The sequence below is a fragment of the Bacteroides finegoldii DSM 17565 genome (assembly GCF_000156195.1).
In the GTDB taxonomy this organism is placed as follows: Bacteria; Bacteroidota; Bacteroidia; order Bacteroidales; family Bacteroidaceae; genus Bacteroides; species Bacteroides finegoldii.
Map to the genome: position 1 here is coordinate 4,650 of NZ_GG688318.1, position 24,136 is coordinate 28,785.

Here is a 24,136-nt window from a genome sequence, read left to right on the forward strand (position 1 = left end):
AACAGCATAATCTGACTAAAATAACAGGAAAAACAGGAGAGGTTTTAACTTCCCCTAAAAAAGACATGTACATAATGCATGGGTGGGAAGGAAAAAACAAGAATATGTAAACAATATTCTACAAAAAAGATAGAAGACTAGGAGAGTTGAACGAAAAAATCAAGAGAAGAGCTTTGCTTTACGTGAGCTTTTCTCTTGATTTTTTTAGAAAGAGGAACATTTACTGAATATCTCTAAATAGTGTTAGCAATTCCGTTGCTAATGAAAACGCTCCGTCGTAGTGATTACGATGGGGCGTCTTCATTATAGTTAGTGTATGTTACAGTATAGTATGTTTTAGTAAACTGATTACTTTTTGAAACCGTTTGCTGTGGAGGTTTGCTTACACTTGTCGCATAGCCAATGCCTTATTCTCCGCAGCTTCCATAATTTCCCGTTCTCCGGGTCCTTTATCGTTAATACCGCAAAGATGAAGAATTCCGTGGATAATGACACGGTGCAGTTCGTTGTCATAAGAAGCGCCAAATTGCTCCGCGTTAGTGCGTATTGTGTCCAGGCTAATGAATAAGTCGCCTGATAAACGATCGCCTTCACAATAATCAAAAGTAATGATGTCCGTGTAGTAGTCATGTTGCAGATACTGACGGTTTACCTCTAGAATCTTTTCGTCCGAGCAGAAGATATAAGCGATTTCACCGAGTCTTTTCCCGTAAGAAGCAGCTACGGCTTTTATCCATTCCGTAGTCTCACGTTTCTTGATATCAGGCATTTTTACGCCTTCTGTTTGATAAGTTACAGCCATAATTGAATGTTATGATTTAAAAGAAAAATAAATAACTGATTAAGATAGCGGCTATGATACCCGAGAAGTCTGCTATCAGACCGCAAGTCACCGCATTACGAGTCTTGGTGATCCCCACACTGCCGAAATAAACGGCCAGAATGTAGAATGTAGTGTCCGAAGCTCCGCGTACTACACAACTCATGCGCCCTACAAACGAATCCGGTCCCAGTTCTTTCATCGTATCAATCATCAGGCCGTTTGCACCGCTGCCACTAAGTGATTTCATCAGTGCAGTAGGCAAGGCTCCGACAAAGCTTGTATCAACCCCACATAGACCTACTATATAACCGATGCCTCCCACCAGAAAATCCATTGCTCCTGAAGTGCGGAACACTGCAATTCCTACAAGAAAAGCAACCAGATAAGGGATGATGCGCACAGCCGTCGTAAACCCTTCTTTAGCTCCCTCTACAAATGAATCGTATACATTGATTTTTTTCCTGACTCCCGTCAAAATAAACAGGATGATGACACTAAACAGCAGAATATTCGCTATCAATGTAGAATAAGTACCCATATCCTCTCGTGAAACGCTTAGGAACAGATAAATCAAGCCGGAAAAGAAAAGGCAGATAACGCCCATTAAAAGGAGAATAGGCTTATTGATTAAGTTTATCTTTTGAGCGATGCTGACTGCTATGACTCCTACTAGAGTTGAAATGAAAGTACTTAGCAGGATAGGGATAAATACATCTGTAGGCTGTGCAGCCCCCATTTGTGCACGATACACCATGATACTGATCGGAATGATGATAAGGCCGGATGTATTAATCACCAAAAACATAATCATCGGATTGGAAGCAGTGTCCTTTTTCGGATTCAGTTCCTGCAGCTCTTTCATCGCTTTCAGCCCCAATGGGGTGGCTGCATTGTCGAGGCCAAGCATATTGGCAGACATATTCATGAAGATGGACCCTAACACCGGATGTCCCTTAGGAATATCCGGAAACAGTCGGCAAAGCACCGGACTAAGAAAGCGAGCCAGTGCGTTAATCAATCCACTGTTTTCTCCGATTTTCATGATGCCCAGCCAAAGAGCCAGTACGCCTGTAAGTCCCAGGGATATCTCGAAAGCTGTCTTTGAAGAATCGAATGTAGCGTTCATGATAGCTGTAAATATTTCCGTATCTCCCAGAAAAATCACTTTTACAAGGGCGATGATAAAGGCGACGACAAAAAATCCTATCCAAATGTAATTTAGAACCATAGTTGATAGCGTGTATATAGATAGTGCAAAAGTAGTTATTACGTTTCAAATAAACTAAATCTTCGTCTTTCTTATACTGAAAATGAATGTAAATCTCTATCTTTGTCTCCTACTTTTCAAGAAATAAATGGAACAGGAAGATTTTAACATACGCGAACATCAGCTTACTTCAAAAGAACGGGATTTCGAGAATGCACTCCGTCCGTTAAGCTTTGAAGACTTCAGCGGGCAGGACAAGGTGGTGGAAAACCTTCGCATTTTTGTGAAGGCGGCACGCTTGCGTGGCGAAGCACTCGACCATGTGCTGTTGCATGGCCCTCCCGGATTAGGAAAAACAACTCTTTCAAATATTATCGCCAACGAATTGGGAGTCGGTTTTAAAGTAACTTCCGGTCCGGTGCTAGATAAACCGGGTGACCTGGCTGGTGTATTGACCAGCCTCGAACCGAACGACGTGCTTTTTATTGATGAAATTCATCGTCTGTCGCCCGTAGTGGAAGAATATCTTTATTCGGCCATGGAAGATTACCGCATCGATATTATGATTGATAAGGGACCTTCGGCACGCAGTATCCAGATCGATTTGAATCCTTTCACGCTGGTTGGTGCAACCACGCGTAGCGGTCTGTTGACGGCTCCGCTTCGTGCACGTTTTGGTATTAACCTTCATTTGGAGTATTATGACGATGATATTTTGAGCAATATCATCCGTCGTTCTGCGTCCATACTGGATGTACCTTGCTCGGTACGTGCAGCCTCGGAGATTGCTTCCCGCAGTCGTGGGACGCCCCGTATTGCTAATGCTTTGCTTCGCCGGGTACGTGATTTCGCACAGGTGAAAGGCACTGGCTCTATCGATACGGAGATTGCCCAGTTTGCACTGGAAGCATTGAATATCGACAAGTACGGACTGGATGAGATAGACAACAAGATACTTTGTACCATTATAGATAAGTTTAAAGGCGGTCCTGTCGGTATAACGACCATTGCTACGGCTTTAGGAGAAGATGCGGGAACCATCGAGGAAGTTTACGAACCTTTCCTGATAAAAGAAGGATTCATGAAACGTACTCCCCGCGGACGTGAGGTAACCGAACTTGCCTATAAGCATTTGGGAAGAAGTCTTTATAGCGGAAACCAGAAAACGTTGTTTGGTGATTAATGATCGTTTAATCATTGACCACCAAACAACTAATCACTAATAAAAATGGCAGAATTAAAATCATTGGCAAAAGACACTGCAATTTATGGTGCAAGCAGTATTATAGGGAAATTCCTCAATTATCTGTTGGTGCCTGTCTATACGATCTCCCTTCCGGCTTCGAGCGGTGGCTATGGGGTAATCACTAATATGTATGCCATTGTAGCTTTATTACTCGTATTGCTGACTTTTGGTATGGAAACCGGTTTTTTCCGTTTTGCAAATAAGGGAGATGATGATCCGAATCGGGTATATTCTACCTCTTTGTTGATGGTGAGTAGTGTCTCTCTTACTTTTTTACTTCTCTGTCTTCTGTTTTTGTCTCCTATTGCCGATTTATTCGGTTATGGAGAACATCCTTGGTATTTAGGGATGATGCTCATCGTGATTGCGATGGACGCTATACAAGCCATTCCTTTTGCATATCTGCGTTATAAGAAACGCCCCATCAAGTTTGCGGGGCTGAAGCTACTCTTTATATTTATCAGTATTTCTCTGAATATCATTTATTTCGTGGTTCTGAAAGGTACGGATGTAGGAGCTGCTTTCTTGATAAATTTGATTTGTTCGTTTACGGTGATGATGGGACTAATACCGGAATTTCGTGCTTTCCGTTATTGCATTGACCGTTCTTTGATGAAACGAATGCTCTATTATTCGTTTCCGATGTTGATTCTCGGTATTGCCGGAATCTTGAACCAGGTAGCCGATAAGATAATTTTCCCGTTTGTCTATCCGGATGAGGCTGAAGCAGCCGTGCAACTTGGTATTTACGGGGCAACCAGTAAGATAGCCATGATTATGGCAATGTTTACCCAAGCCTTCCGTTTTGCTTATGAGCCCTTTGTGTTTGGTAAGAGCAAGGATAAGGGTAACAAACAGATGTATGCACAGGCTATGAAGTTCTTTATCATTTTCACCGTGCTTGCTTTCCTGGCGGTGATGTTCTACTTGGATATTTTGCGGTATGTCATAGGCCGTGATTATTGGGAGGGACTTCGTGTAGTTCCTATTGTGATGATTGCCGAGATGTTTATGGGTATTTATTTCAACCTTTCTTTCTGGTATAAGTTGACGGATGAGACCAAATGGGGAGCTTACTTCTCGCTGATTGCTTGTCTCATTGTCGTACTGATGAATATTTTCTTGATTCCTATATATGGGTATATGGCTTGTGCCTGGGCAGGTTTCACCGGTTATGCTGTGGCTATGCTTCTGTCCTACTTTGTCGGTCAGAAGAAATACCCTATCGGGTATGACCTGCGGGGAATCGGTTGCTATGTGGCGTTAGCTGCCGTTTTGTACATTCTCGGGGAACAAGTGCCTATCTCTAATCTTGTGCTCCGTCTTGCTTTCCGTACCGTACTTTTATTGCTATTTATAGCTTATATTATCAAAAAGGATTTACCATTGAGTCAGATTCCTGTTATTAATCGCTTTATAAAGAAGAAATAACTATGAAGACAGATGAACGTAATAAGTTTGCTATCAAGTCCTTTCTGGGAGAATATCTGGACTTGAAAAAAGACAAGGATAACGAACTGGCCACCGTGGATTCTATCCGTAAAGGTGTAGAGTTCAAAGGTGCCAATTTATGGATCCTGATTTTTGCCATCTTTATGGCATCACTCGGATTGAATGTAAACTCTACTGCAGTAATTATCGGTGCCATGTTGATTTCTCCACTGATGGGACCTATTATGGGAGTAGGACTCTCTGTCGGACTGAACGACTTCGAATTAATGAAACGCTCTTTAAAGAGCTTTCTCATAACGACCGCTTTCAGTGTGACGACGGCCACTATCTTCTTCCTTCTTGCCCCTATTGCTGGTTCACAGTCAGAACTGCTGGCACGTACATCGCCCACTATTTATGATGTATTCATCGCGCTTTTTGGTGGTTTGGCAGGTGTGGTAGCTCTCTCTACCAAGGAAAAAGGAAATGTGATTCCGGGAGTTGCTATCGCTACTGCATTAATGCCGCCGCTTTGTACGGCAGGATACGGATTGGCGTCCGGTAATCTGATTTATTTTTTGGGAGCCTTCTATCTCTATTTCATCAACTCCGTATTTATCAGTCTAGCTACTTTTCTCGGTGTCCGTGTGATGCACTTCCAACGGAAAGAGTTTGTAGATAAAACCCGTGAGAAGACTGTACGCAAGTACATTGTTCTAATCGTCATTCTGACGATGTGTCCGGCTGTTTACCTGACCTACGGCATTATAAAAAGTACTTTCTACGAAGCGGCAGCCAATCGTTTTATTAACGAACAGCTGGGATTTGACAATACGCAGGTACTCGACAAAAAGATCAGTTATGAACATAAAGAAGTCCGCGTTGTCCTGATCGGCTCTGAGGTGCCGGATGCGTCCATCTCCATCGCTCGCAGCAAATTGAAAGAATATAAGCTGGACGATACAAAGTTAATTGTATTGCAGGGTATGAATAATGAAGCGGTAGATGTGTCTTCCATTCGTGCTATGGTGATGGAAGACTTCTACAAGAACAGCGAGCAACGGCTTCAGGAACAGAAAGTGAAGATTTCCCAACTGGAGAAAACTTTGGAAGAATACAAGACATATGATGCAATGAGCCGTAAACTGGTTCCTGAGTTGAAGGTACTTTATCCTTCCATTACCACTCTTTCCATTGCTCATTCACTTGAGGTACGGGTTGATTCGTTGAAAACGGATACAGTCACATTGGCTGTATTGAAATTCTCCAAACGCCCCTCCGTTGCCGAGAAAGAGAAAATCTGCGAATGGCTGAAAGCTAGGGTGGGAGCCAAGCAGTTGCGACTGATTACAGAATAATGAATCTAAAAATAAGAACATGAAATTCAGACTAACCGCCGTCGTGCTTCTTTCTATCTGTCTCTCGAATGCTTTTGCCGATGAGGGAATGTGGTTGTTGGGAAACCTTAAAAAGAACAAGCAGACAGAACGGGTGATGAAAGATCTTGGTTTGCAGATGCCTGTAAACAAACTTTATAATCCGAAGAAACCGTGTCTTGCGGATGCTGTGGTTAGCTTTGGAGGTTTTTGCTCGGGAGTGGTGGTCTCGGACGACGGGCTGGTTTTTACTAACCATCACTGCGGGTTCAGCAGTATTCAGCAACACTCTTCGGTGGAGCGCGATTATCTGAAAGATGGCTTCGTGGCGCGTAGCCTTCAAGAAGAACTGCCGAATCCGGAGTTGTATGTCCGTTTTCTGCTTCGCACGGAAGATGTCACCAAGCGGGTACTGTCTGCTGCCAAATATGCCAGAACAGAAGCGGAACGCAGGGTAGCCGTCGACTCTATCATGAATGTAATCGGAATGGAAGTTTCCGAAAAGGATTCTACCTTGACCGGTGTTGTAGACGCTTATTATGCGGGAAATGAATTTTGGCTTTCCGTCTATCGGGATTATAATGATGTACGCCTGGTTTTTGCTCCTCCTTCTTCTGTCGGTAAATTCGGGTGGGATACGGATAATTGGATGTGGCCGCGTCATACTGGTGATTTTAGCGTATTCCGTATTTACGCCAATGCCCAAAACGGTCCGGCGGACTATTCCCCCGAAAACGTTCCCTATCACCCCGAATATGTAGCTCCTATCTCTCTGGATGGCTATAGGGAAGGCTCGTTCTGCATGACGCTTGGTTATCCGGGAAGTACGGAACGTTATCTTTCTTCGTACGGTATCGAAGAAATGATGAACGGCATTAATCAGGCTATGATTGATGTGCGTGGAGTGAAGCAGGCTATCTGGAAGCGGGAGATGGACCATCGTCCGGATATTCGTATCAAATATGCTTCAAAGTACGACGAGAGCTCTAACTACTGGAAAAACAGCATTGGAACAAATAAGGCTATCAAACATTTGAAAGTTCTGGAAAAGAAACGGGCGGCTGAGGCTGCGCTTCGCGAATGGATTCAATCTCATCCGGCGGAAAGAGAAAAGCTTCTTCGTCTTTTTTCTTCTTTGGAATTGAGCTACAGCGGTCGTCGGGAGACAAATCATGCCTTAGCCTATTTCGGTGAAGCATTTATTAATGGTCCTGAACTGGTTCAGCTTGCCTTGGAAATCCTGAATTTCGATTTTGAGGCGGAAGAGAAGCAGGTAGTTACACGTATCAAGAAACTATTGGAGAAATATGACAATCTGGATCTTGCCATTGACAAAGAAGTCTTTGTCTCCATGCTCAAAGAATATCAGGCAAAAGTAGACAAGAAGTATCTGCCTGCCATGTATGAGAAGATTGATACGCTTTACAACGGGAACATTCAGGCCTATGTGGATTCTCTGTATGCCACGTCCCAAATAACCTCTTCCAAAGGTCTGAAACGTTTCTTGGAGCGGGATACTACCTATAACTTATTTGAGGATCCGGCTGTAGCTTTAAGTCTCGATCTGATAGTGAAGTATTATGAGATGAATCAAAGTATTTCTGAGGCTTCCGAACAGATAGAACAGGGGGAGCGTGTGTTCAATGCTGCCATGCGTCGTATGTATGCCGACCATAACTTCTACCCCGACGCTAATTCTACCATGCGTTTGAGCTTTGGGACGGTGAACGGTTACTCACCTTTTGACGGAGCTGTTTATGATTATTATACGACTGTAAAAGGAATCTTTGAAAAGGTGAAAGAGCACGCCGGAGATATTGACTTTGCTGTCCAGCCGGAACTGCTGAGTCTGTTTTCTTCCGGTGATTTCGGTAGATATGCTAATGAAAAGGGGGATATGAGTGTTTGCTTTATCTCTAACAATGATATTACGGGAGGAAATTCCGGCAGTGCCATGTTTAATGGTAAAGGGGAATTGTTGGGACTGGCATTCGATGGTAATTGGGAAGCAATGAGCAGTGATATTGTCTTTGAACCCGAACTTCAACGTTGTATAGGTGTAGACATCCGTTATGTACTTTTTATTATAGAAAAGTACGGAAAAGCAGGGAATCTTATCAAGGAGTTGAAAATAGCCAAATAAAACAGTTTATATGTATATATACCGAAGTCTTTTTCACCACAGATTACACGGATTAACACAGATTAAGAGAGGAGAAACGTTTTATTCTTTTCTTTCTTTCTTCAATTCACGTTTAATCTTCGTCTTAATCTGTGTTAATCCGTGTAATCCGTGGTGAATCTATTTCTTCGGTTTTCTGCGTGCCCATCCTTCTTCGCTGAAGTCAGGCTCTTTATCTTTGAAGAATGCTTGCCAATCATCCTTCTTTTTAGGACCACGTGCGTTTGCGTATCCTCGTTCGGCACGGCTTGGTTTCTCTTTCTTGCCCGCTTTGGAACCTTTTACCGAGACCTCTTTGGACTTTCTATCCTTATTCTCGCGGCGTGGGGCACGTTCTTTACCTCCTTCTTCGTTGGATACTTCCACTACCACTTTGCGTCCGTTCCATTTACTGCGACTTAAAGCTTTTACTACATTGATCGTCTCCTTTTCCGGAACTTCGAAGAAAGAGAAGTTCTGCATCAGGTCGATACGTCCAAGCTCAATACGTCCGCGTGTATTGCTGTTGAGCAGACCGATAAGATCGCTAGGGAAGAAACTGTCCGTCTTACCCAAGTTGATGAACAGACGGTTGAAGCCCGGAGCGGCTTTCCTGCTTCTTTTCTCGAAACCACCTTCTTTGCGATCACCCCGTCCGGCACGTTCTCCGCGACTGTTGGTCGGGATCTCTATTTCGGCACGGTTACGGTAATATTCAGCGAAACGGTTGAACTCATGCGACACCATGCGTTTAATCAAGTCTTCCTTGCTTAACCATTCCAGTTTGCGGTAAATGTCCGGCATGAACTCGGCAATCTCTTCCTCATTGACTTTCACCTTTTCAAGTTCGTCAATCACTTTCAGCAACTGCTTCTGACAGATTCCGGCTGCCGTCGGCATTTCGCCCGGAATGAATTTTTTGCCGATAATGCGCTCTATCTCGCGCATCTTTCCTTTCTCGCGAAGGTTGATGATAGCGATAGAAGTACCAGTCTTTCCGGCACGTCCCGTACGACCGCTACGGTGGGTATAACTTTCCGTGTCATCCGGCAATCCGTAATTGATGACATGAGTCAGGTCGTCCACGTCCAGACCACGGGCAGCTACGTCCGTAGCGACAAGCAGTTGCAAGTTGCGGATACGGAATTTCTGCATTACAGCATCGCGTTGCGCCTGCGAAAGTTCACCGTGCAGTGAATCGGCGTTATAACCCTCCTGCATCAGTTTGTCTGCAATCTCTTGAGTTTCCTTACGTGTGCGGCAGAAGATGATACCGTAGATCTGCGGATAATAGTCAACGATGCGTTTCAGCGCTTCGTATTTATCTTTGGCGTGCACCGTATAGGCAACGTGCTTTACGTTACTGGTGCTTTCGTTTTTACGGCCAATCGTGATTTCCTTTGCGTTCTGCAGGTAATTCTTTGAAATACGTGCGATTTCCGGGCTCATCGTTGCCGAGAAAAGCAATGTGTTACGCTCCTTTGGAACATCGGCAAGAATAGCGTTGATACTTTCCGTAAATCCCATGTTCAGCATCTCGTCCGCTTCGTCCATCACAACATTGCGGATGGTCGATAGAGATACGGTTTTGCGTTCCATCAAATCCAGCAAACGTCCGGGAGTGGCGACAATGATATGTACTCCCCTTTTCAAGCTGCGTATCTGACTGTCGATGGAAGAACCACCATATACAGGCAGCACTTTCAGTCCGTCAATGTATTTGGAATAGTCGTTCAGATCTCCTGCTATCTGGAGACAAAGCTCGCGGGTAGGGCAGAGGATAAGCGATTGTGGAATTCTGTTTTTTACGTCAATCTGTTGGAGCAAGGGCAAACCGAATGCGGCTGTTTTACCTGTTCCTGTCTGTGCAAGAGCTACTACATCATTATTTTCTCCTAAAAGGTACGGAATCACTTTCTCTTGTACCGGCATGGGATTCTCGTATCCCATTTCTTCAATTGCTCTACGTATTTCCGGAGAAACGCCAAGCTCTTCAAATGTCTTCATTAAATCTCTGTATATCTTTTATTTCGGCTGCAAAGATAGTCAATTTATTAACAATATGCTGCGTAACTGCCTTATTTCTTCTGTTGAAAGTCCGATTCCTTTCTCCAAATAGCTCTGTATGCTTCCATATTCTGACTCGATTTGGTCTTTGGCGGCATTCAGAAAGTCTTCTTTAGCCGAGTAAATGGTGGTAATTGCTTCCTGTGAATTTGCCGGTAACTCGTAGGCATATTTTGAAGCTTTGGGAATGTTGAAATAATCATTACTTAAACGATAATCGGACATAATCACGTCTTCATTGACCCCTAATGCGGCAAGCAGCAAGGCTGATACTACCCCTGTCCGTCCTTTTCCGGATGTACAATGAATCACAGCCGGATAACAGTCCGGATTGAGAAGTATGTCGAACACTTCTCTGAACTCTTTTTGGTAATTTGCTACTAATTTCCGGTTCATACGTTCTACCAACCGGTAAATCGTGTCGCTTTTTATTTTCTCTTTCCGGATTCCTTGCAGGATACTTTCCATATTTCCTGTCGGGATGGGGATATGGACTATTCTAAATTCCTTATCATCCAGTTGCGGGTAATTGTGGAGTTCTTCTTCGGAACGGAGATCTATGATAGTGCGTATACCCATATTTTTGAGTTCACGGCGCGAACCGGGAGAAATGCTGTCTATCTGTGCAGAACGATAGAGCATCCCCCAACTGATCATTTTCCCTGTATCGGTAGATTTATATCCTCCCAAATCGCGAAAGTTCTGTACGCCGGGAATATTGACATTGCGGGTAGCTACTCTGACCCGGTATTTGTTGTTGAATACCATCATATAGTAATAGCGTTGGGAAGGATCTTCGGTGATGATTGTCATTTTCCCGTCGGAGATATTACTCATTGCCACAGGAGATTCTTCAGGAATCAATGTGGGGGATGTGGAAGCATAGACTTGTACCTGTCCTTTCAGCAAGGGGGCTGTTTCCCATTTGATGACACTGTTTCCTACGTTATTTTCTTCACATACCACTGATATGGCCGGTGAGGTGCCGGAACAGGAGGAAAGCCCCAGTAGAATGGTAAGCCAACTTAACAGGTTCTTGTACATAGTTTTTTTGTCTGAGTAAATCATATACGCAAAGTTAGGAATTATTGGCAGATGTGGTAATTCCTTTGCGATAATTAGTCAATGTTAATAGTAATTTACGTGTGTTGAAAAAGGGCACTCTTTCATAACGAAAAAGTGCCCTGAATTGAATGGCCATTTTATAATTTATTTTACTGTATGCTGTTCAATAGATCTATTTTCCCTTCGTTGATTAACTTTAAAATGAGTTCACCAAATAGCGTGTTTTGCCATGCAAACCAGGCGCGTGTGAAGTTTTTAGGGTCATCTTTATGGAAAGATTCGTGCATGAATCCTGTTCCTGCGTCTGTATCCATCAGCATTTTTATGCAAGACTTAATCTCCTGATCGTCCTGACTGGTGAATGCCTTCATCATGATACTCATAGGCCATACCATATCATAACCGATGTGAGGTCCTCCAATACCTTCTCCTGCCTTTCCTTTGAAGAAGTAGGGGTTGTCTTTGCTCCATACAAAACGACGTGTGTTTTGATAAATAGGATCGTTAATGTCTACATCCTCCAGATAAGGCATTGCCAGCAGACTTGGTACGTTGGCGTCGTCCATTAAGAGATGATTTCCGAATCCGTCTACTTCGAAAGCATAGATTGTACCATATTTAGGATGATTGTAAGTTGCATATTTTTTTAATGCAGCTTCCACTTCTAATGCCAAATCTGTGCATTGTTTCGCCAGACTGGTGTTTTTGTTTACAACATTCAGAATTTCCGCAGCTTTCTTTAGAGAAGAAACAGCGAAGAAATTATACGGTACGAGGAACTGTAAAGTTGTCGCATCGTCAGACGGACGGAAGGCTGAAACAATGAGTCCGACAGGATTCACAGGAGCACCTAAACCGTTGTTGTTTAATGTATCGAGTGCACGCTCCGTTTTGCGTTGAAATTTATAAGGTCCTACTCCCTCTTTGCGCTGTTGTTCCTTGAAAATTGTCAGTATGTTGGTGATAGCCTGTATCCATTCATTATCAAAGATGCTTGCATCACCGGTTTCTTTCCAATAAATATAGCCACGTGTTTAAGATGAAAACAAAAACCAATAAAATATAAGTAAATACGCTTTATATCAGTATTTTAAGTGGGTATTATTTCTTTCAGTTGTTTTCATCTCTTTCTGTAATTTGGCTCTTTTTTGGTACATTTTTGTTTCTCGTTTGTTTCTCGTTTCCGATTATTATTTGTAACTTTGCCAACAGAAAAACAAGTAATAATTACCCTATGGCACGAGTGAAAAAACCAGCCAAACTCAAAGAGCCGATTCGTCTCCGGATGAAAGATTTGAGTGGCGGAAACAAGAGTCTGTATTTGGACATCAATTATAAAGGTAAACGGTCGTATGAGTACCTTAGACTGTACCTCATACCCGAAGTGGATTACAATGCCCGTCAGCAAAACGAGATAACGATGGCTGCCGCGAATGCCATCAAGTCAAAACGTATCATTGAACTGACAAGCGGTGAAGCCGGCATCGTGAACCATACAGATAAGGTTTACCTGCTGGACTGGATGCATACCTACCAGGAGAACCAGGAGAAACGGGACAAAAAGGGTGCAAGCCAAATCACAGCCGTCACCCACATTTTGGAGGAATACGCGGGAGAAAGGTTCACGCTGGACCGGATAGACCTCGCCTTTTGCCAAGGCTACATTGACTACATGCTGACAACCTATCGTCCCAAGGGAAAGCCGATAGCAGCTTCTACACGTAATACCTATTACCAGATATTGAACGGCGCACTGAACGCTGCCGTCCGTGCCAAGCGCCTGCTGAGAAACCCGTTTAACGAAATGGACAAATCGGAGAAGCCCAAAATGCCGGAAAGCGTTCGCTCGTACATGACCATCGAAGAGGTACGGGCATTGATCGCCACCCCGATGGAGAACAAGAGGGTAAAGAGCGCCTACCTGTTCTCTTGTTTCTGCGGATTACGCATCAGCGACGTGAAAGGTTTGAAATGGAAAGACGTGTTCCTCGACCACGGGCAATACCGTTTGGCGGTGGCCATGCAGAAGACCAAGGAGCCGATTTATCTTCCGCTCTCAGCCGAGGCATTGAAGTGGATGCCGGAACGCGGGGATAAGACGGGAGACGACCTGGTATTCGACCTGCCTTCGACTACCAATCAGCTTCTCAAACCTTGGGCTAAAGCCGCCGGGATTTCCAAGCAATTCACCTTCCACACAGCGAAACATCATACAATCTCTATCTAATTGAAAATTAAACAGTTATTTCTGTTTAATTAATATCAGGTAACGATTTAGAAACGAGCGAATTACAATATTCTGTTTTCTTTTGCCTCTGTCAAAGAACGATTCTTTCAATGCAAATATACACTTTACTTGTGACAAAAGCAATCTTTTTCTACATTTAATCGACTTACAGTCAGCCTTAAAGAGGGTATCTGGTCTCATTCCATCTTCTTCCTCAAAAATAACATAGCAGTCTAAATTGGTTTATGTATGGGATAGGTCTTGTTCATTCGATCCGGTAGACTACTATACATAAAAGTATAAAGGCGAGATACGACAAGGAGATGCCATGCTTTTGTGTAAGGGGAATCTCTCTTAGCTTATCGCAGACCATGTATAGCTAAGTGTTTTGAGAATAAACAGTCTGTAAAAAACGGAAAGACACCGATTATGGGCCGTATCACCATCAATGGAACCCAAGCCGGTTTCAGTTGTAAGAAAGAAGTGTCCCTCGCTTTGTGGGACGTCAAAACCAACCGGGCCAAAGGCAAGTCCGAGGAGGCCCGTACACTCAATCAGGAGCTTGACAATATCAAGGCGCAAATCACCAGGCACTACCAGTACATCTGCGACCACGACAGTTTTGTTACAGCCAAGAAAGTCTATAACCGCTATGTCGGCTTCTCAGAGGAATGCCACACCCTTATGAACCTTTTCAGGGAACAGCTGGAACCGTATAAAAAGAAAATCGGCATAGAGAAAGCCGAAAGCACCTACTGCGGTCTGGTTGCCGATTACAAGAGTCTCCTGCTTTTCATGAAAAGCAAGAAGAATGCAGAGGATATTGTCATCGAAGAACTTGAGAAATCATTCATCGAGGATTACTACAACTGGATGCTCGGTACATGCGCTTTGGCAAACTCCACTGTCTTCGGGCGTGTCAATACCTTGAAGTGGCTGATGTATATCGCGCAGGAAAAAGGCTGGATACGGGTTCATCCGTTCGCATCATTCGAGTGTATGCCCGAATACAAGAGGCGTTCTTTCCTTTCCGAAGAGGAACTGCAAAGGATAATCCATATAGAACCGAGATACAAACGCCAGCGTGCCATGCGCGACATGTTCCTGTTCATGTGCTTCACCGGTCTTTCCTATGTGGACTTGAAAGCCATAACATACGATAATATCCATACCGACTCCGACGGCGGTACATGGCTGATGGGCAACCGTATAAAAACGGGAGTGGCGTATGTCGTAAAATTATTGCCCATTGCTATCGAACTGATTGAAAAATATAGGGGTACGGATGAAAAGAAAGACTCCCCGAATGTGTCTTTCCGGTAGGTGAATACAATGCCATGCGGCTCAGTCTTGGAATCATAGGCAGGAAATGCAACTCCGGGGCGAGGTCACCCCGCACATCGGACGCCACGCATTTGCCGTTCTGGCCATACTCAAGGGGATGCTGCTGGAAACTCTTCAGAAAGTGTTTGGGCATAAGTCCATCACATACGTCCTGCGCATCCATTCACTTGTCCGGCGCAGGCGGGGCAATCTTTTTCTGGAAGTCGCCCATCTGTACGACCAGCGTGCTGACCAGCTTTCTCAACTCCTAATACGCGCTTGTTTCAATAATTGTCAGTTCCATACTAAAATTCTTTTTAAGATTCTGAATATGCGACAAAGTAACGCACATCCTATATCCTTTCCAAACAGATAATATCAGAGTCTTCCGTTGGCGTGCATTGGCGTATCCAACGTTAAAAGAGAAGGTCCTTCACCTGCATCCATGCGGCAACGGAACTTCCATTCCCTTACTTGTTTTCCATAAATTTATAGGATTAATTTCTGGTGCATGATATTAATAGTCATTATTCTGTCTGCTTTTTTTGCTTGCATAATTGCAGCTAACAGTTATCTATTCCAGAACGCATTGTTATGGAAAATGGCAAGCTGTTTTGTTGGTTTATGGATATTGTGTATGATAATTACCGTCTTCGTTTGTCGTAAACTTGAATGCTCTAATTAAAACAGTACGGTTGTCATGCTTTGTGTGTTTTATTATAAATATTATGAATTATTTGGAATTGATATGTAATATAGATAATTTTGCAGTCGGGAAATGGTTTCGGGAGGTTTACGCCTTCCGAATGAAAAGGGAACCCGGTGAAAATCCGGGACAGTACCCGCTGCTGTGAGTCCACAAAAACGGACATCGAACTTTTGCCACTGGTGTAATACCGGGAAGGCACGATGACCGGGACGAGTCAGAAGACCTGCCATGACCGGAATGAGATTTACACCTGCGGGATATACGGGTCGTAATCAAATAGGGAATAGCTCATCGGCCATTCAATATTTGAAGACAGACATATTCCCGTTCGTGTAAGTCCGCACGAACGGGAATTTTTTGTGTTTGTTAATAATATGTTTTACATTAAAATGAGTGACCTATGAAAAGAAAATTACGCTTTCTGGCAGGTGCCTGTCTATTTACCGCAACCGCCTTGTTCTCTGGCTGTAGCTCGGACGATGACTTTTTGATGGACCCGGTTGATTCCGGAACTTCGCAAACCCGTGCTGTGACAAATTCGGACGGTACTTTAACTATCACTTTCGATGATTTCGATCCCGGCATGTTAGCAGGACCTACCTCGGCCGGAGAAAATCTTTATTCGTACCAAGGGTATCCTCAAGTAACCACCATTTACGACAATACTCCGGAAGAATATCTCTTCCTTTCAATGTTTAATACTGTAGGTGGAAGCACAGAGTATTCCAGCGGCGGCATCGCACTTTCCAACTGGAACATCCGCTCCAATCAGTCGGGAAATACCGGAGACTGGTGGTATTCTTATCTAAACCAATGTTCTGTCTATAACACTGCGGTGGAAGCGGAAGGACAGAATAAGGAAGCCGGGCACAGCGGTTCCAATTTCGGTGTCGTTTACGGATATGTGGATGCTTACAATCAGGCATGGATGGCTAAACCAGAATTTTATTTCAATGTTCCCCGGAAATTGGTCGGCCTGTGGATCTGCAACACCTCATACACTTATGGTGTCATTACTTATGGTAATCAGTTCGGTTCTACGGGGGTAGCGACTCCTCTGAAAGAGATGAAAGGGTATTTCCAAGTGAATCTGGAATGTTATGATGCGAATGGCGGTCTGATCCGCACTTACAAACGTCTTTTAGCCGATTATCGTAACGGCCAACAACAGGTTGATCCTATCACGACATGGGATTATTGGGAAATCAATGCCGAAGGGGTGCAAAGTGTGAAATTCAACTTCGAGGGTTCGGATTCGGGAGCATACGGTTTGAATACTCCGGCTTATATCTGTATTGATGATATCACCATACAATAAAAAGAATACAAGGATATCCCTTCTGTCGGGGGTATCCCTGTTATTTTTCTAAAATCCACACATCATGCATCGTTTTCACTATTTTATTATTTCTGCCTGTATGCTGTTCACCTCCTGCAACAAGGATGAAGTCATTACCGAAGAAGTAGGAGGACAACCTATAATAGAACTTGACAGCGAGACCGGTATTTACACGGTCAAGGTCGATCACGAATTGACTATCGCCCCGACATACCAGAATGTTGAAGATGCTCTTTTTGCTTGGACGATAGACGGTACGCTGGTTTCTTCGGGTCCGTCTCTTCAACGTACATGGAATGAATGCGGGGATTTTTATGTCAAACTAAGAGTAGACAATGCGGAAGGCTATGCCGAAGAGGAACTGAAAGTAGAAGTGAAAGAACTCACCCCTCCGGTCATCTCACTGGCACTACCTTCGCAGGGGCTAAAAGTCGTCCGGAATACCGATTACACATTTACTCCCGATATTCAGCATTCGGATGTCGAAGGGTTCAAAATCGAATGGGTACGGGAAGGAAAAATCGTTTCCACCGAGAATACTTATACTTTCAATGAAAAAGAACTCGGTGTTTATACGGTGACAATCAACGCTTCCAATATAGATGGGACAACAACGAAAGACGTAAGCGTAGAGGTCGTGGAAACGATGCCCTACGTTGTCAAATTCCCGACCCCGTCTTACCTGCAAACATCCACGGACAGGTACACTTTTGCCGACCGTCCTGTTTTCCTGCGTCCGTTGTTGGAGTATTTCGACAATCCCCGTTTTGAGTGGAGTGTGGACGGTCAGGTCATGGAAGGAGAAGTGGAACGCATGTTCAAGTTCACGCCGTCCGCACCCGGAGAATACACCGTCTCCTGTACTGTGTCGGAAGACACACCGACGGAAAAAATAAGCAGGAATATCGACAAAGGGAAAACGGCTGTCACTGCCACCGTAAAAGTCGTTTGTGTGGACAAAAAGGAACAAGACGGCTTCCGGGCTTCGGGAAGTTCCAAGCTCTGGAATAAAGTCTATGAATATACCCCAGCTCCCGGCCAATTTATCAACGAGACGAGCACGATAGGCGGTATGACCGGCAACGAAACATCCCCTGAAGCGGCTGTCGCATGGGCAACACAGCGTTTGAAAGACAAACTGCACGTCTCTTTAGGTTCTTTCGGGGGTTATATCATCGTCGGCTTCGACCACAGTATTCCCAATTCGGGTAACCAATATGATTTCTGTGTTCAGGGGAACGCCTTTGACGGCAGTTCCGAACCGGGTATCGTATGGGTCATGCAAGATATAAACGGAAACGGATTGCCGGATGACGAGTGGTACGAACTGAAAGGATCTGAAGCAGGCAAGGAAGAAACAATACAGAATTTTGAAGTGACCTATTACCGTCCGGAAGGCAAAAAAATGGATGTCCAATGGATCAGTTCCGACGGTAGAAACGGCTGGGTAGACTATCTGTCCGCTTATCATACACAAGACTATTATTATCCGGCTTGGATTTCGGAAAACAGTTATACCCTGACAGGCACTTGTCTGGCCGCCCGCAACACCCAAGATTCTCAAACCGGTTATTGGGATAATCAGAGTTATGACTGGGGGTACGTGGATAATTTCGGAAACGACCAGATAGAAGGCGGCAGTACGGTGGATGGAAGCGGACAAAGGAACGGTTTCAAAATTTCCAATGCCATCCATGCCGATGGAACGGAAGCCAATCTGCAATATATTGACTTTATCAAAATACAATGCGGTGTTCTGGCCAAAAGCGGCTGGCTGGGCGAAGTTTCTACGGAGGTATTTTCTTTTGAGGATCTAACCAAATAATAAAAATTACAAGTATGAAAATTTATTTTCTTCCCATGCTCCTATCCTTGTTCTTTTTGGGAGCGTGTGACAAAAACGATGAAATTATACCTGAAGATGCAGATGAAAATTTCATCACATCGGTCGTGATGACCGTGGACGGGAAATCGTACACGGCCGACATTACGGACAATACAGTAACAATAACCGTTCCCTATACGGTATCGCTGAACAACGCCGAAGTGGAATTCAAGTACACAACTTCTGCAACAATCATACCTGATCCTGAAACGGTAACGGACTGGGATAACGAACGAACCTTCCGGGTGACATCCTATAACGGAGATGCCCGCGAATATACCTATAAGGTCGTGAAAAGCGAGATAGAATCTGACGGAGATGTGGAGTTGAAGACCACCGAGGAGGTAGCTTCTTTTGCCGCAACCAAAACAACCGTTGTCAAAGGGAACCTGATTATCGGCTCTGATGCGGAAGAGGCAGAAAAAATCACTGACATATCTGCATTGGCATCTTTGAAAGAGGTTACTGGCAACATTGTCATTCGTAACAGTTACAACGGTGCAGACTTGACAGGGTTGGATAATATCGTTTCTGCCGGAGGTTTACAGGTAGGTTCGACCGATGTCGCCTCGAAAGCTACGGAACTTCACATGATTTCCATGAAAGCATTGGAAACGCTCTCCGGAGACATATCGGTATATAACGACCAAGTGACGTATGTCCTATTCGAGAAACTGGCAACTATTGAAGGAAGCGTGATGTTCAATGCGTCGTCGTTACAGAGTTTTGAGTTTCCGGTTCTGACTACTGTAGGTCAGGATCTGAATCTTCAAGGACTCAATGAAGAGAACACAGCAGCCGGTTCGATTGCGTCTTTGGAAATACCGGAACTGACAAGTGTCGGAGGGGTCTTGTCCGTAAACAATCTTGCCAAGCTGACTTCCATGAGCTTCCTTAAGCTGAAAGAGACCGGTGGCCTTGATTTCCATACCGTCCCCGTGATGTTGGAAACCATCAACCTTCCGGAAATCGAAACAGTAAACGGAAGTATTATTATGGAAGCCAATATGGAAGCTCCTCCTACCGGTAGTTTTGTTCCCCAACGAAATGACGTGCTTCAGGCTTTCGGTGGAATGGACAAACTGACAACGATAAAGGGACAGATAAAGATAAAGAATTTCACGGCACTCAAACAACTTCCCGACTGGAGCAAGATCACCACACTTGGAAGCATCACGCTGGATTATCTTGAAGATGTGAGCGGAACACTGCTGTTGCCGAACGCCCGATTTGAAACCTTCGGAGAAACAGCGCCCCAGATTGAAATTATAAACAAGGTGCAGCTCTCCAAAATTGAAACAGCCGAAGATTTGTCAAATGTAAATTTTGTCATCACCAGTCTCACGAATAATAAGTTCCCTGAAATCACGTTCAAGAATATCAAAGACTTCACTTGTAAGCCAACCACCAACAATACCGATTATACCATATCGACAATTCAACATGTATATGGAAATCTAAATGTGACAGGCCAAATGCGAAGCAATGCCAAATTTCCCGACTTGGAAATCATAGATGGATATGGATATATCCAAATACCCATGTTTGCTTCAATCACAATGCCAGTCTTGAAAGAAGTGGGAGGACAGTTCTATTTATCTGGAAATTTTACCAGTTGTAACTTGCCCTTACTATCCAAAGTTTGTTGTTCAGCTTCTCCTGTATATTATAAAGAGGGAGAGGGTTCGTTAGCAATATCTTTACAAAGTAAATCGCTGGATATTCCGGAATTGCTTCACGTAGGAGGTGAAGGGTTGTTCGTTAATAAAGCAACAGGCATTACTTGTGATAAATTACAGACTATAGATGGTACGCTACAGATAAAAAGTGCGACTTCTCTTTCTCAGGAAACACTTTCCATGGAGAAGTTGGAGACCTTGCATGGGGTTGTTTTTGACGGTTTGACGAAATTTACCGACTACACTTTCTTCGGCAAGTTTATAGAAAACGGAATGATTACGGGGGAAAGTTGGAGCGTGACGAAATGTGGGTATAACCCAACCTTCCAAAATATGAAGGACAAACAATATACGCAGCAGGATTAAACCTTATACCTTAACCAGAGTACCCGTAATGATTCGGGTACTCTTTTTTATCCGAATGACAATGAGCAGAACAATACAACGGATTTGCCTTTTTCTTTTCTGCCTGCCAGTTTTCGGCAGTTGCATGAAATGGGATTACGGAGAGATGGAAGATTTCTCTGTATCGGCCTCTGGTCTTTTCATTACCAACGAGGGGAATTTCCAGTACAGCAATGCCACGCTTTCCTACTACGATCCCGCCACGTGCGAAGTGGAGAATGAAGTGTTTTACCGTGCCAACGGGTTCAAGTTGGGCGATGTGGCCCAGTCTATGGTTATCCGGGACGGTATAGGCTGGATCGTGGTGAACAACTCGCATGTGATTTTCGCCATCGACATCAATACTTTCAAGGAAGTGGGCCGTATCACAGGTTTCACCTCACCCCGGTATATCCATTTTCTGTCGGATGAGAAAGCCTATGTGACGCAGATATGGGACTACCGTATCTTCATCATCAACCCCAAGACATACGAGATTACCGGCTATATCGAATGTCCAGACATGGACATGGAATCGGGTTCCACCGAACAAATGGTACAATACGGCAAGTACGTCTATGTGAACTGCTGGTCGTACCAGAACCGCATCCTGAAAATCGACACGGAGACGGACAAGGTCGTGGACGAACTGACCATCGGCATACAACCTACTTCGCTGGTCATGGACAAATACAACAAGATGTGGACCATCACGGATGGCGGTTACGAGGGCAGCCCATACGGTTACGAGGCACCGTCTCTCTATCGTATAGACGCCGAGACTTTCACCGTAGAGAAACAGTTCAAGTTTAAGCTGGGCGACTGGCCTTCGGAAGTCCAGCTCAACGGTACACGGGATACACTTTACTGGATCAACAACGATATTTGGCGAATGCCGGTGGAAGCCGACCGTGTTCCCGTCCGGCCTTTTCTGGAGTTTCGGGACACCAAATACTACGGCCTTACGGTCAATCCCAACAACGGGGAGGTATATGTGGCCGACGCTATTGATTACCAGCAACAAGGTATCGTGTATCGCTATTCGCCGCAAGGCAAGCTGATCGATGAATTTTACGTGGGAATCATTCCGGGAGCTTTCTGCTGGAAATAACGAGGAAGGAGGACAAAAATGAAAAGACATCTTATTCTATTGTTCGTGGGGGTAAGCCTGCCCTTTCTGCTTGCCGCCCAGCAGAAAAATTCCGTCAGCATTACCAAAAGGGTACTACGTATTCCGGAGGTTACGGTGGTGGGCAAACGACCTATGAAGGATATAGGCGTGCAACGAACCCGTTTCGATTCCATCGCCATGAAAGAGAACATCGCCTTGTCTATGGCCGATGTGCTGACATTCAACTCATCCGTTTTTGTCAAGAACTACGGACGCGCCACGTTATCCACCGTGGCTTTCCGGGGTACCTCTCCCTCGCATACCCAAGTGACGTGGAATGGTATGCGCATTAACAACCCGATGCTGGGCATGACGGATTTTTCCACCATCCCTTCTTACTTTATCGATGATGCCTCGCTGCTGCACGGAACGTCATCGGTAAACGAAACGGGCGGCGGCTTGGGTGGTCTGGTCAGGCTCTCCACTTCTCCGGCCAACCATGAAGGGTTCGGGTTGCAGTACGTGCAGGGAGTGGGGTCGTTCAGCACGTTCGACGAGTTTCTCCGCCTGACCTACGGTGACAAACACTGGCAGTCCTCCACCCGTGTGGTGTATTCCTCTTCCCCCAACGACTACAAATACCGAAACCGGGACAAGAAGGAAAACATCTATGACGAGGACAAGAACATCATCGGTTCCTATTACCCGACGGAACGCAACCGCAGCGGGGCTTATAAGGATCTGCACGTCTTGCAGGAAATTTATTATAACACGGGCGAAGGCGACAAGTTCGGGCTAAACGCCTGGTATATCAATTCCAACCGGGAACTGGCGATGCTCAGCACGGATTACGGGAACGACATGGACTTCGAGAACCGCCAAAGGGAGCAGACGTTTCGCGGCGTCCTCTCGTGGGATCGCGTGCGGGAGAAATGGAAGGTCGGTGTAAAAGGCGGCTATATACACACATGGATGGCCTATGATTACAAGCGGGACAAGGGAAACGGCGAAATGGCTTCGATGACCCGCTCACGCAGTAAGATTAACACGTTCTACGGAAGTGCGGACGGGGATTATGCTCCTTCAGAGAAATGGCTGTTCACGGCCGGTGTTTCCGTACACCAGCATTTGGTGGAAAGCGCGGACAAAAATATCATCTCGCAGGAAGGTAACAAGGCTGTTGTCGGGTATGACAAGGGACGTGTCGAGTTTTCCGGTTCCGTTTCTGCGAAATGGCGGCCTGTCGATCGTTTTGCCGCCTCGCTTGTCCTTCGCGAGGATATGTTCGGTACGGAATGGGCCCCGGTTATCCCGGCTTTCTTCATCGACGGGGTACTGTCGAAAAAAGGCAATATCGTGGCGAAAGCATCCATCTCCCGGAACTACCGTTTTCCCACGCTGAACGACCTCTATTTTCTGCCGGGCGGTAATCCCGACCTGAAAAGCGAGCACGGCTTCACATACGACGTGGGGTTGTCGTTCTCGGTGGGGAAAGAAAATGTATATGCTTTGAGCGGTGGTATCAACTGGTTCGATTCGCACATCGACGACTGGATCATCTGGCTACCCACAACCAAGGGATTCTTCTCCCCCAGAAACCTCAAAAAGGTACATGCTTACGGGGCAGAGACCAACGCCCACCTTGATATAATGCTCGGAAAGGACTGGAAACTGGATATGAACGGAACTTTCTCGTGGACTCCCTCGATCAACGAGAGCGAACCGATGAGTCCGGCAGACCAATCCGTCGGCAAACAGTTGCCATACGTGCCGGAGTTTTCCGCAACGGTGACCGGACGTCTGTCATGGCGGACATGGAGCCTGCTTTACAAATGGTGTTATTACAGCCAGCGTTATACCATGTCGAGTAATGACTATACCCTGACGGGCTATCTGCCCCCTTACTTCATGAATAACGTGACACTGGAAAAACAGCTCTCTTTCCGATGGGCCGATCTGTCGCTAAAGGGCAGCATCAACAACCTGTTCGATGAAGAATACCTTTCCGTATTGTCCCGTCCCATGCCGGGCATCAATTTCGAGATATTCATCGGCATAACACCCAAGTTCGGAAAAAACAAAAATAGTAAACGATAATCTGCA

At 44.9% G+C, this 24,136-nt stretch carries 16 protein-coding genes, 1 pseudogene and 1 riboswitch; of the genes and pseudogenes, 12 read left to right on the forward strand and 5 right to left on the reverse strand.

Annotated elements, in window-relative coordinates:
- Nucleotides 1–382: 382 nt before the first annotated feature.
- Nucleotides 383–802, reverse strand: a complete 420-nt coding sequence (gene ybeY, locus BACFIN_RS17200; protein ID WP_007748675.1) for an rRNA maturation RNase YbeY — start codon at nucleotides 800–802, stop codon at nucleotides 383–385.
- A gap of 16 nt (nucleotides 803–818) precedes the next feature.
- Entirely contained in the window at nucleotides 819–2,051 is a 1,233-nt protein-coding gene (locus BACFIN_RS17195) for a nucleoside recognition domain-containing protein (RefSeq protein WP_007748676.1), read from the reverse strand.
- Between the two features lie 127 nt (nucleotides 2,052–2,178).
- Between BACFIN_RS17195 and ruvB the strand changes: the two genes are divergently transcribed.
- Genes ruvB through BACFIN_RS17175 form a run of 4 tightly spaced genes read left to right on the forward strand, consistent with a single transcriptional unit; the run spans nucleotide 2,179 to nucleotide 8,226 of the window.
- Complete coding sequence (ruvB, locus tag BACFIN_RS17190) at nucleotides 2,179–3,213, forward strand: Holliday junction branch migration DNA helicase RuvB (RefSeq protein ID WP_007748678.1); 1,035 nt, start codon at nucleotides 2,179–2,181, stop codon at nucleotides 3,211–3,213.
- A 45-nt stretch (nucleotides 3,214–3,258) separates the two neighbouring features.
- Nucleotides 3,259–4,707 carry a lipopolysaccharide biosynthesis protein gene (locus BACFIN_RS17185; RefSeq protein ID WP_007748685.1) on the forward strand — a complete coding sequence of 483 codons (1,449 nt, stop codon included), beginning with the start codon at nucleotides 3,259–3,261 and terminating at the stop codon, nucleotides 4,705–4,707.
- 2 nt (nucleotides 4,708–4,709) lie between these two features.
- Nucleotides 4,710–6,065 carry a TIGR00341 family protein gene (locus BACFIN_RS17180; protein WP_007748686.1) on the forward strand — a complete coding sequence of 452 codons (1,356 nt, stop codon included), beginning with the start codon at nucleotides 4,710–4,712 and terminating at the stop codon, nucleotides 6,063–6,065.
- Between the two features lie 19 nt (nucleotides 6,066–6,084).
- Nucleotides 6,085–8,226 carry a S46 family peptidase gene (locus tag BACFIN_RS17175; protein ID WP_007748689.1) on the forward strand — a complete coding sequence of 714 codons (2,142 nt, stop codon included), beginning with the start codon at nucleotides 6,085–6,087 and terminating at the stop codon, nucleotides 8,224–8,226.
- Between the two features lie 159 nt (nucleotides 8,227–8,385).
- Here BACFIN_RS17175 and BACFIN_RS17170 read toward each other — a convergent pair whose 3' ends face one another.
- The 3 genes and pseudogenes from BACFIN_RS17170 to BACFIN_RS0219355 form a co-directional block, all read right to left on the reverse strand.
- Entirely contained in the window at nucleotides 8,386–10,251 is a 1,866-nt protein-coding gene (locus BACFIN_RS17170; RefSeq protein WP_007748705.1) for a DEAD/DEAH box helicase, read from the reverse strand.
- Nucleotides 10,252–10,290: 39 nt separating this feature from the next.
- The gene (locus BACFIN_RS17165) at nucleotides 10,291–11,355 is read right to left on the reverse strand and encodes a tyrosine-protein phosphatase (protein WP_032839155.1); all 1,065 of its coding nucleotides are present in this window, start codon (nucleotides 11,353–11,355) and stop codon (nucleotides 10,291–10,293) included.
- A gap of 170 nt (nucleotides 11,356–11,525) precedes the next feature.
- A pseudogene (locus BACFIN_RS0219355) lies at nucleotides 11,526–12,401 on the reverse strand (glycoside hydrolase family 125 protein); the annotation flags it as partial.
- 209 nt (nucleotides 12,402–12,610) lie between these two features.
- Here BACFIN_RS0219355 and BACFIN_RS17160 point away from each other — a divergent pair.
- From BACFIN_RS17160 to BACFIN_RS17120, 8 genes are all read left to right on the forward strand, one after another.
- Nucleotides 12,611–13,603, forward strand: a complete 993-nt coding sequence (locus tag BACFIN_RS17160) for a site-specific integrase (RefSeq protein WP_007748716.1) — start codon at nucleotides 12,611–12,613, stop codon at nucleotides 13,601–13,603.
- 429 nt (nucleotides 13,604–14,032) lie between these two features.
- Nucleotides 14,033–14,926 carry a phage integrase SAM-like domain-containing protein gene (locus BACFIN_RS17155; RefSeq protein ID WP_004289225.1) on the forward strand — a complete coding sequence of 298 codons (894 nt, stop codon included), beginning with the start codon at nucleotides 14,033–14,035 and terminating at the stop codon, nucleotides 14,924–14,926.
- A gap of 46 nt (nucleotides 14,927–14,972) precedes the next feature.
- Nucleotides 14,973–15,302 carry a site-specific integrase gene (locus BACFIN_RS23150; protein ID WP_004289226.1) on the forward strand — a complete coding sequence of 110 codons (330 nt, stop codon included), beginning with the start codon at nucleotides 14,973–14,975 and terminating at the stop codon, nucleotides 15,300–15,302.
- A gap of 386 nt (nucleotides 15,303–15,688) precedes the next feature.
- A riboswitch (cobalamin riboswitch) is annotated at nucleotides 15,689–15,880 on the forward strand.
- Nucleotides 15,881–16,035: 155 nt separating this feature from the next.
- Nucleotides 16,036–16,953 carry a DUF4465 domain-containing protein gene (locus BACFIN_RS17140; protein WP_004289228.1) on the forward strand — a complete coding sequence of 306 codons (918 nt, stop codon included), beginning with the start codon at nucleotides 16,036–16,038 and terminating at the stop codon, nucleotides 16,951–16,953.
- Nucleotides 16,954–17,017: 64 nt separating this feature from the next.
- Nucleotides 17,018–18,799 (forward strand): PKD-like domain-containing protein, encoded by a 1,782-nt coding sequence (locus BACFIN_RS17135; RefSeq protein ID WP_004293827.1) that lies wholly within the window; start codon nucleotides 17,018–17,020, stop codon nucleotides 18,797–18,799.
- 14 nt (nucleotides 18,800–18,813) lie between these two features.
- Nucleotides 18,814–20,904, forward strand: coding sequence for a receptor L domain-containing protein (locus tag BACFIN_RS17130; protein ID WP_004311297.1), 2,091 nt, complete (start codon nucleotides 18,814–18,816; stop codon nucleotides 20,902–20,904).
- Between the two features lie 28 nt (nucleotides 20,905–20,932).
- Entirely contained in the window at nucleotides 20,933–22,033 is a 1,101-nt protein-coding gene (locus BACFIN_RS17125; protein WP_004293828.1) for a YncE family protein, read from the forward strand.
- A gap of 18 nt (nucleotides 22,034–22,051) precedes the next feature.
- The gene (locus BACFIN_RS17120) at nucleotides 22,052–24,130 is read left to right on the forward strand and encodes a TonB-dependent receptor plug domain-containing protein (protein ID WP_004311295.1); all 2,079 of its coding nucleotides are present in this window, start codon (nucleotides 22,052–22,054) and stop codon (nucleotides 24,128–24,130) included.
- The last annotated feature ends 6 nt before the right edge of the window (nucleotides 24,131–24,136 follow it).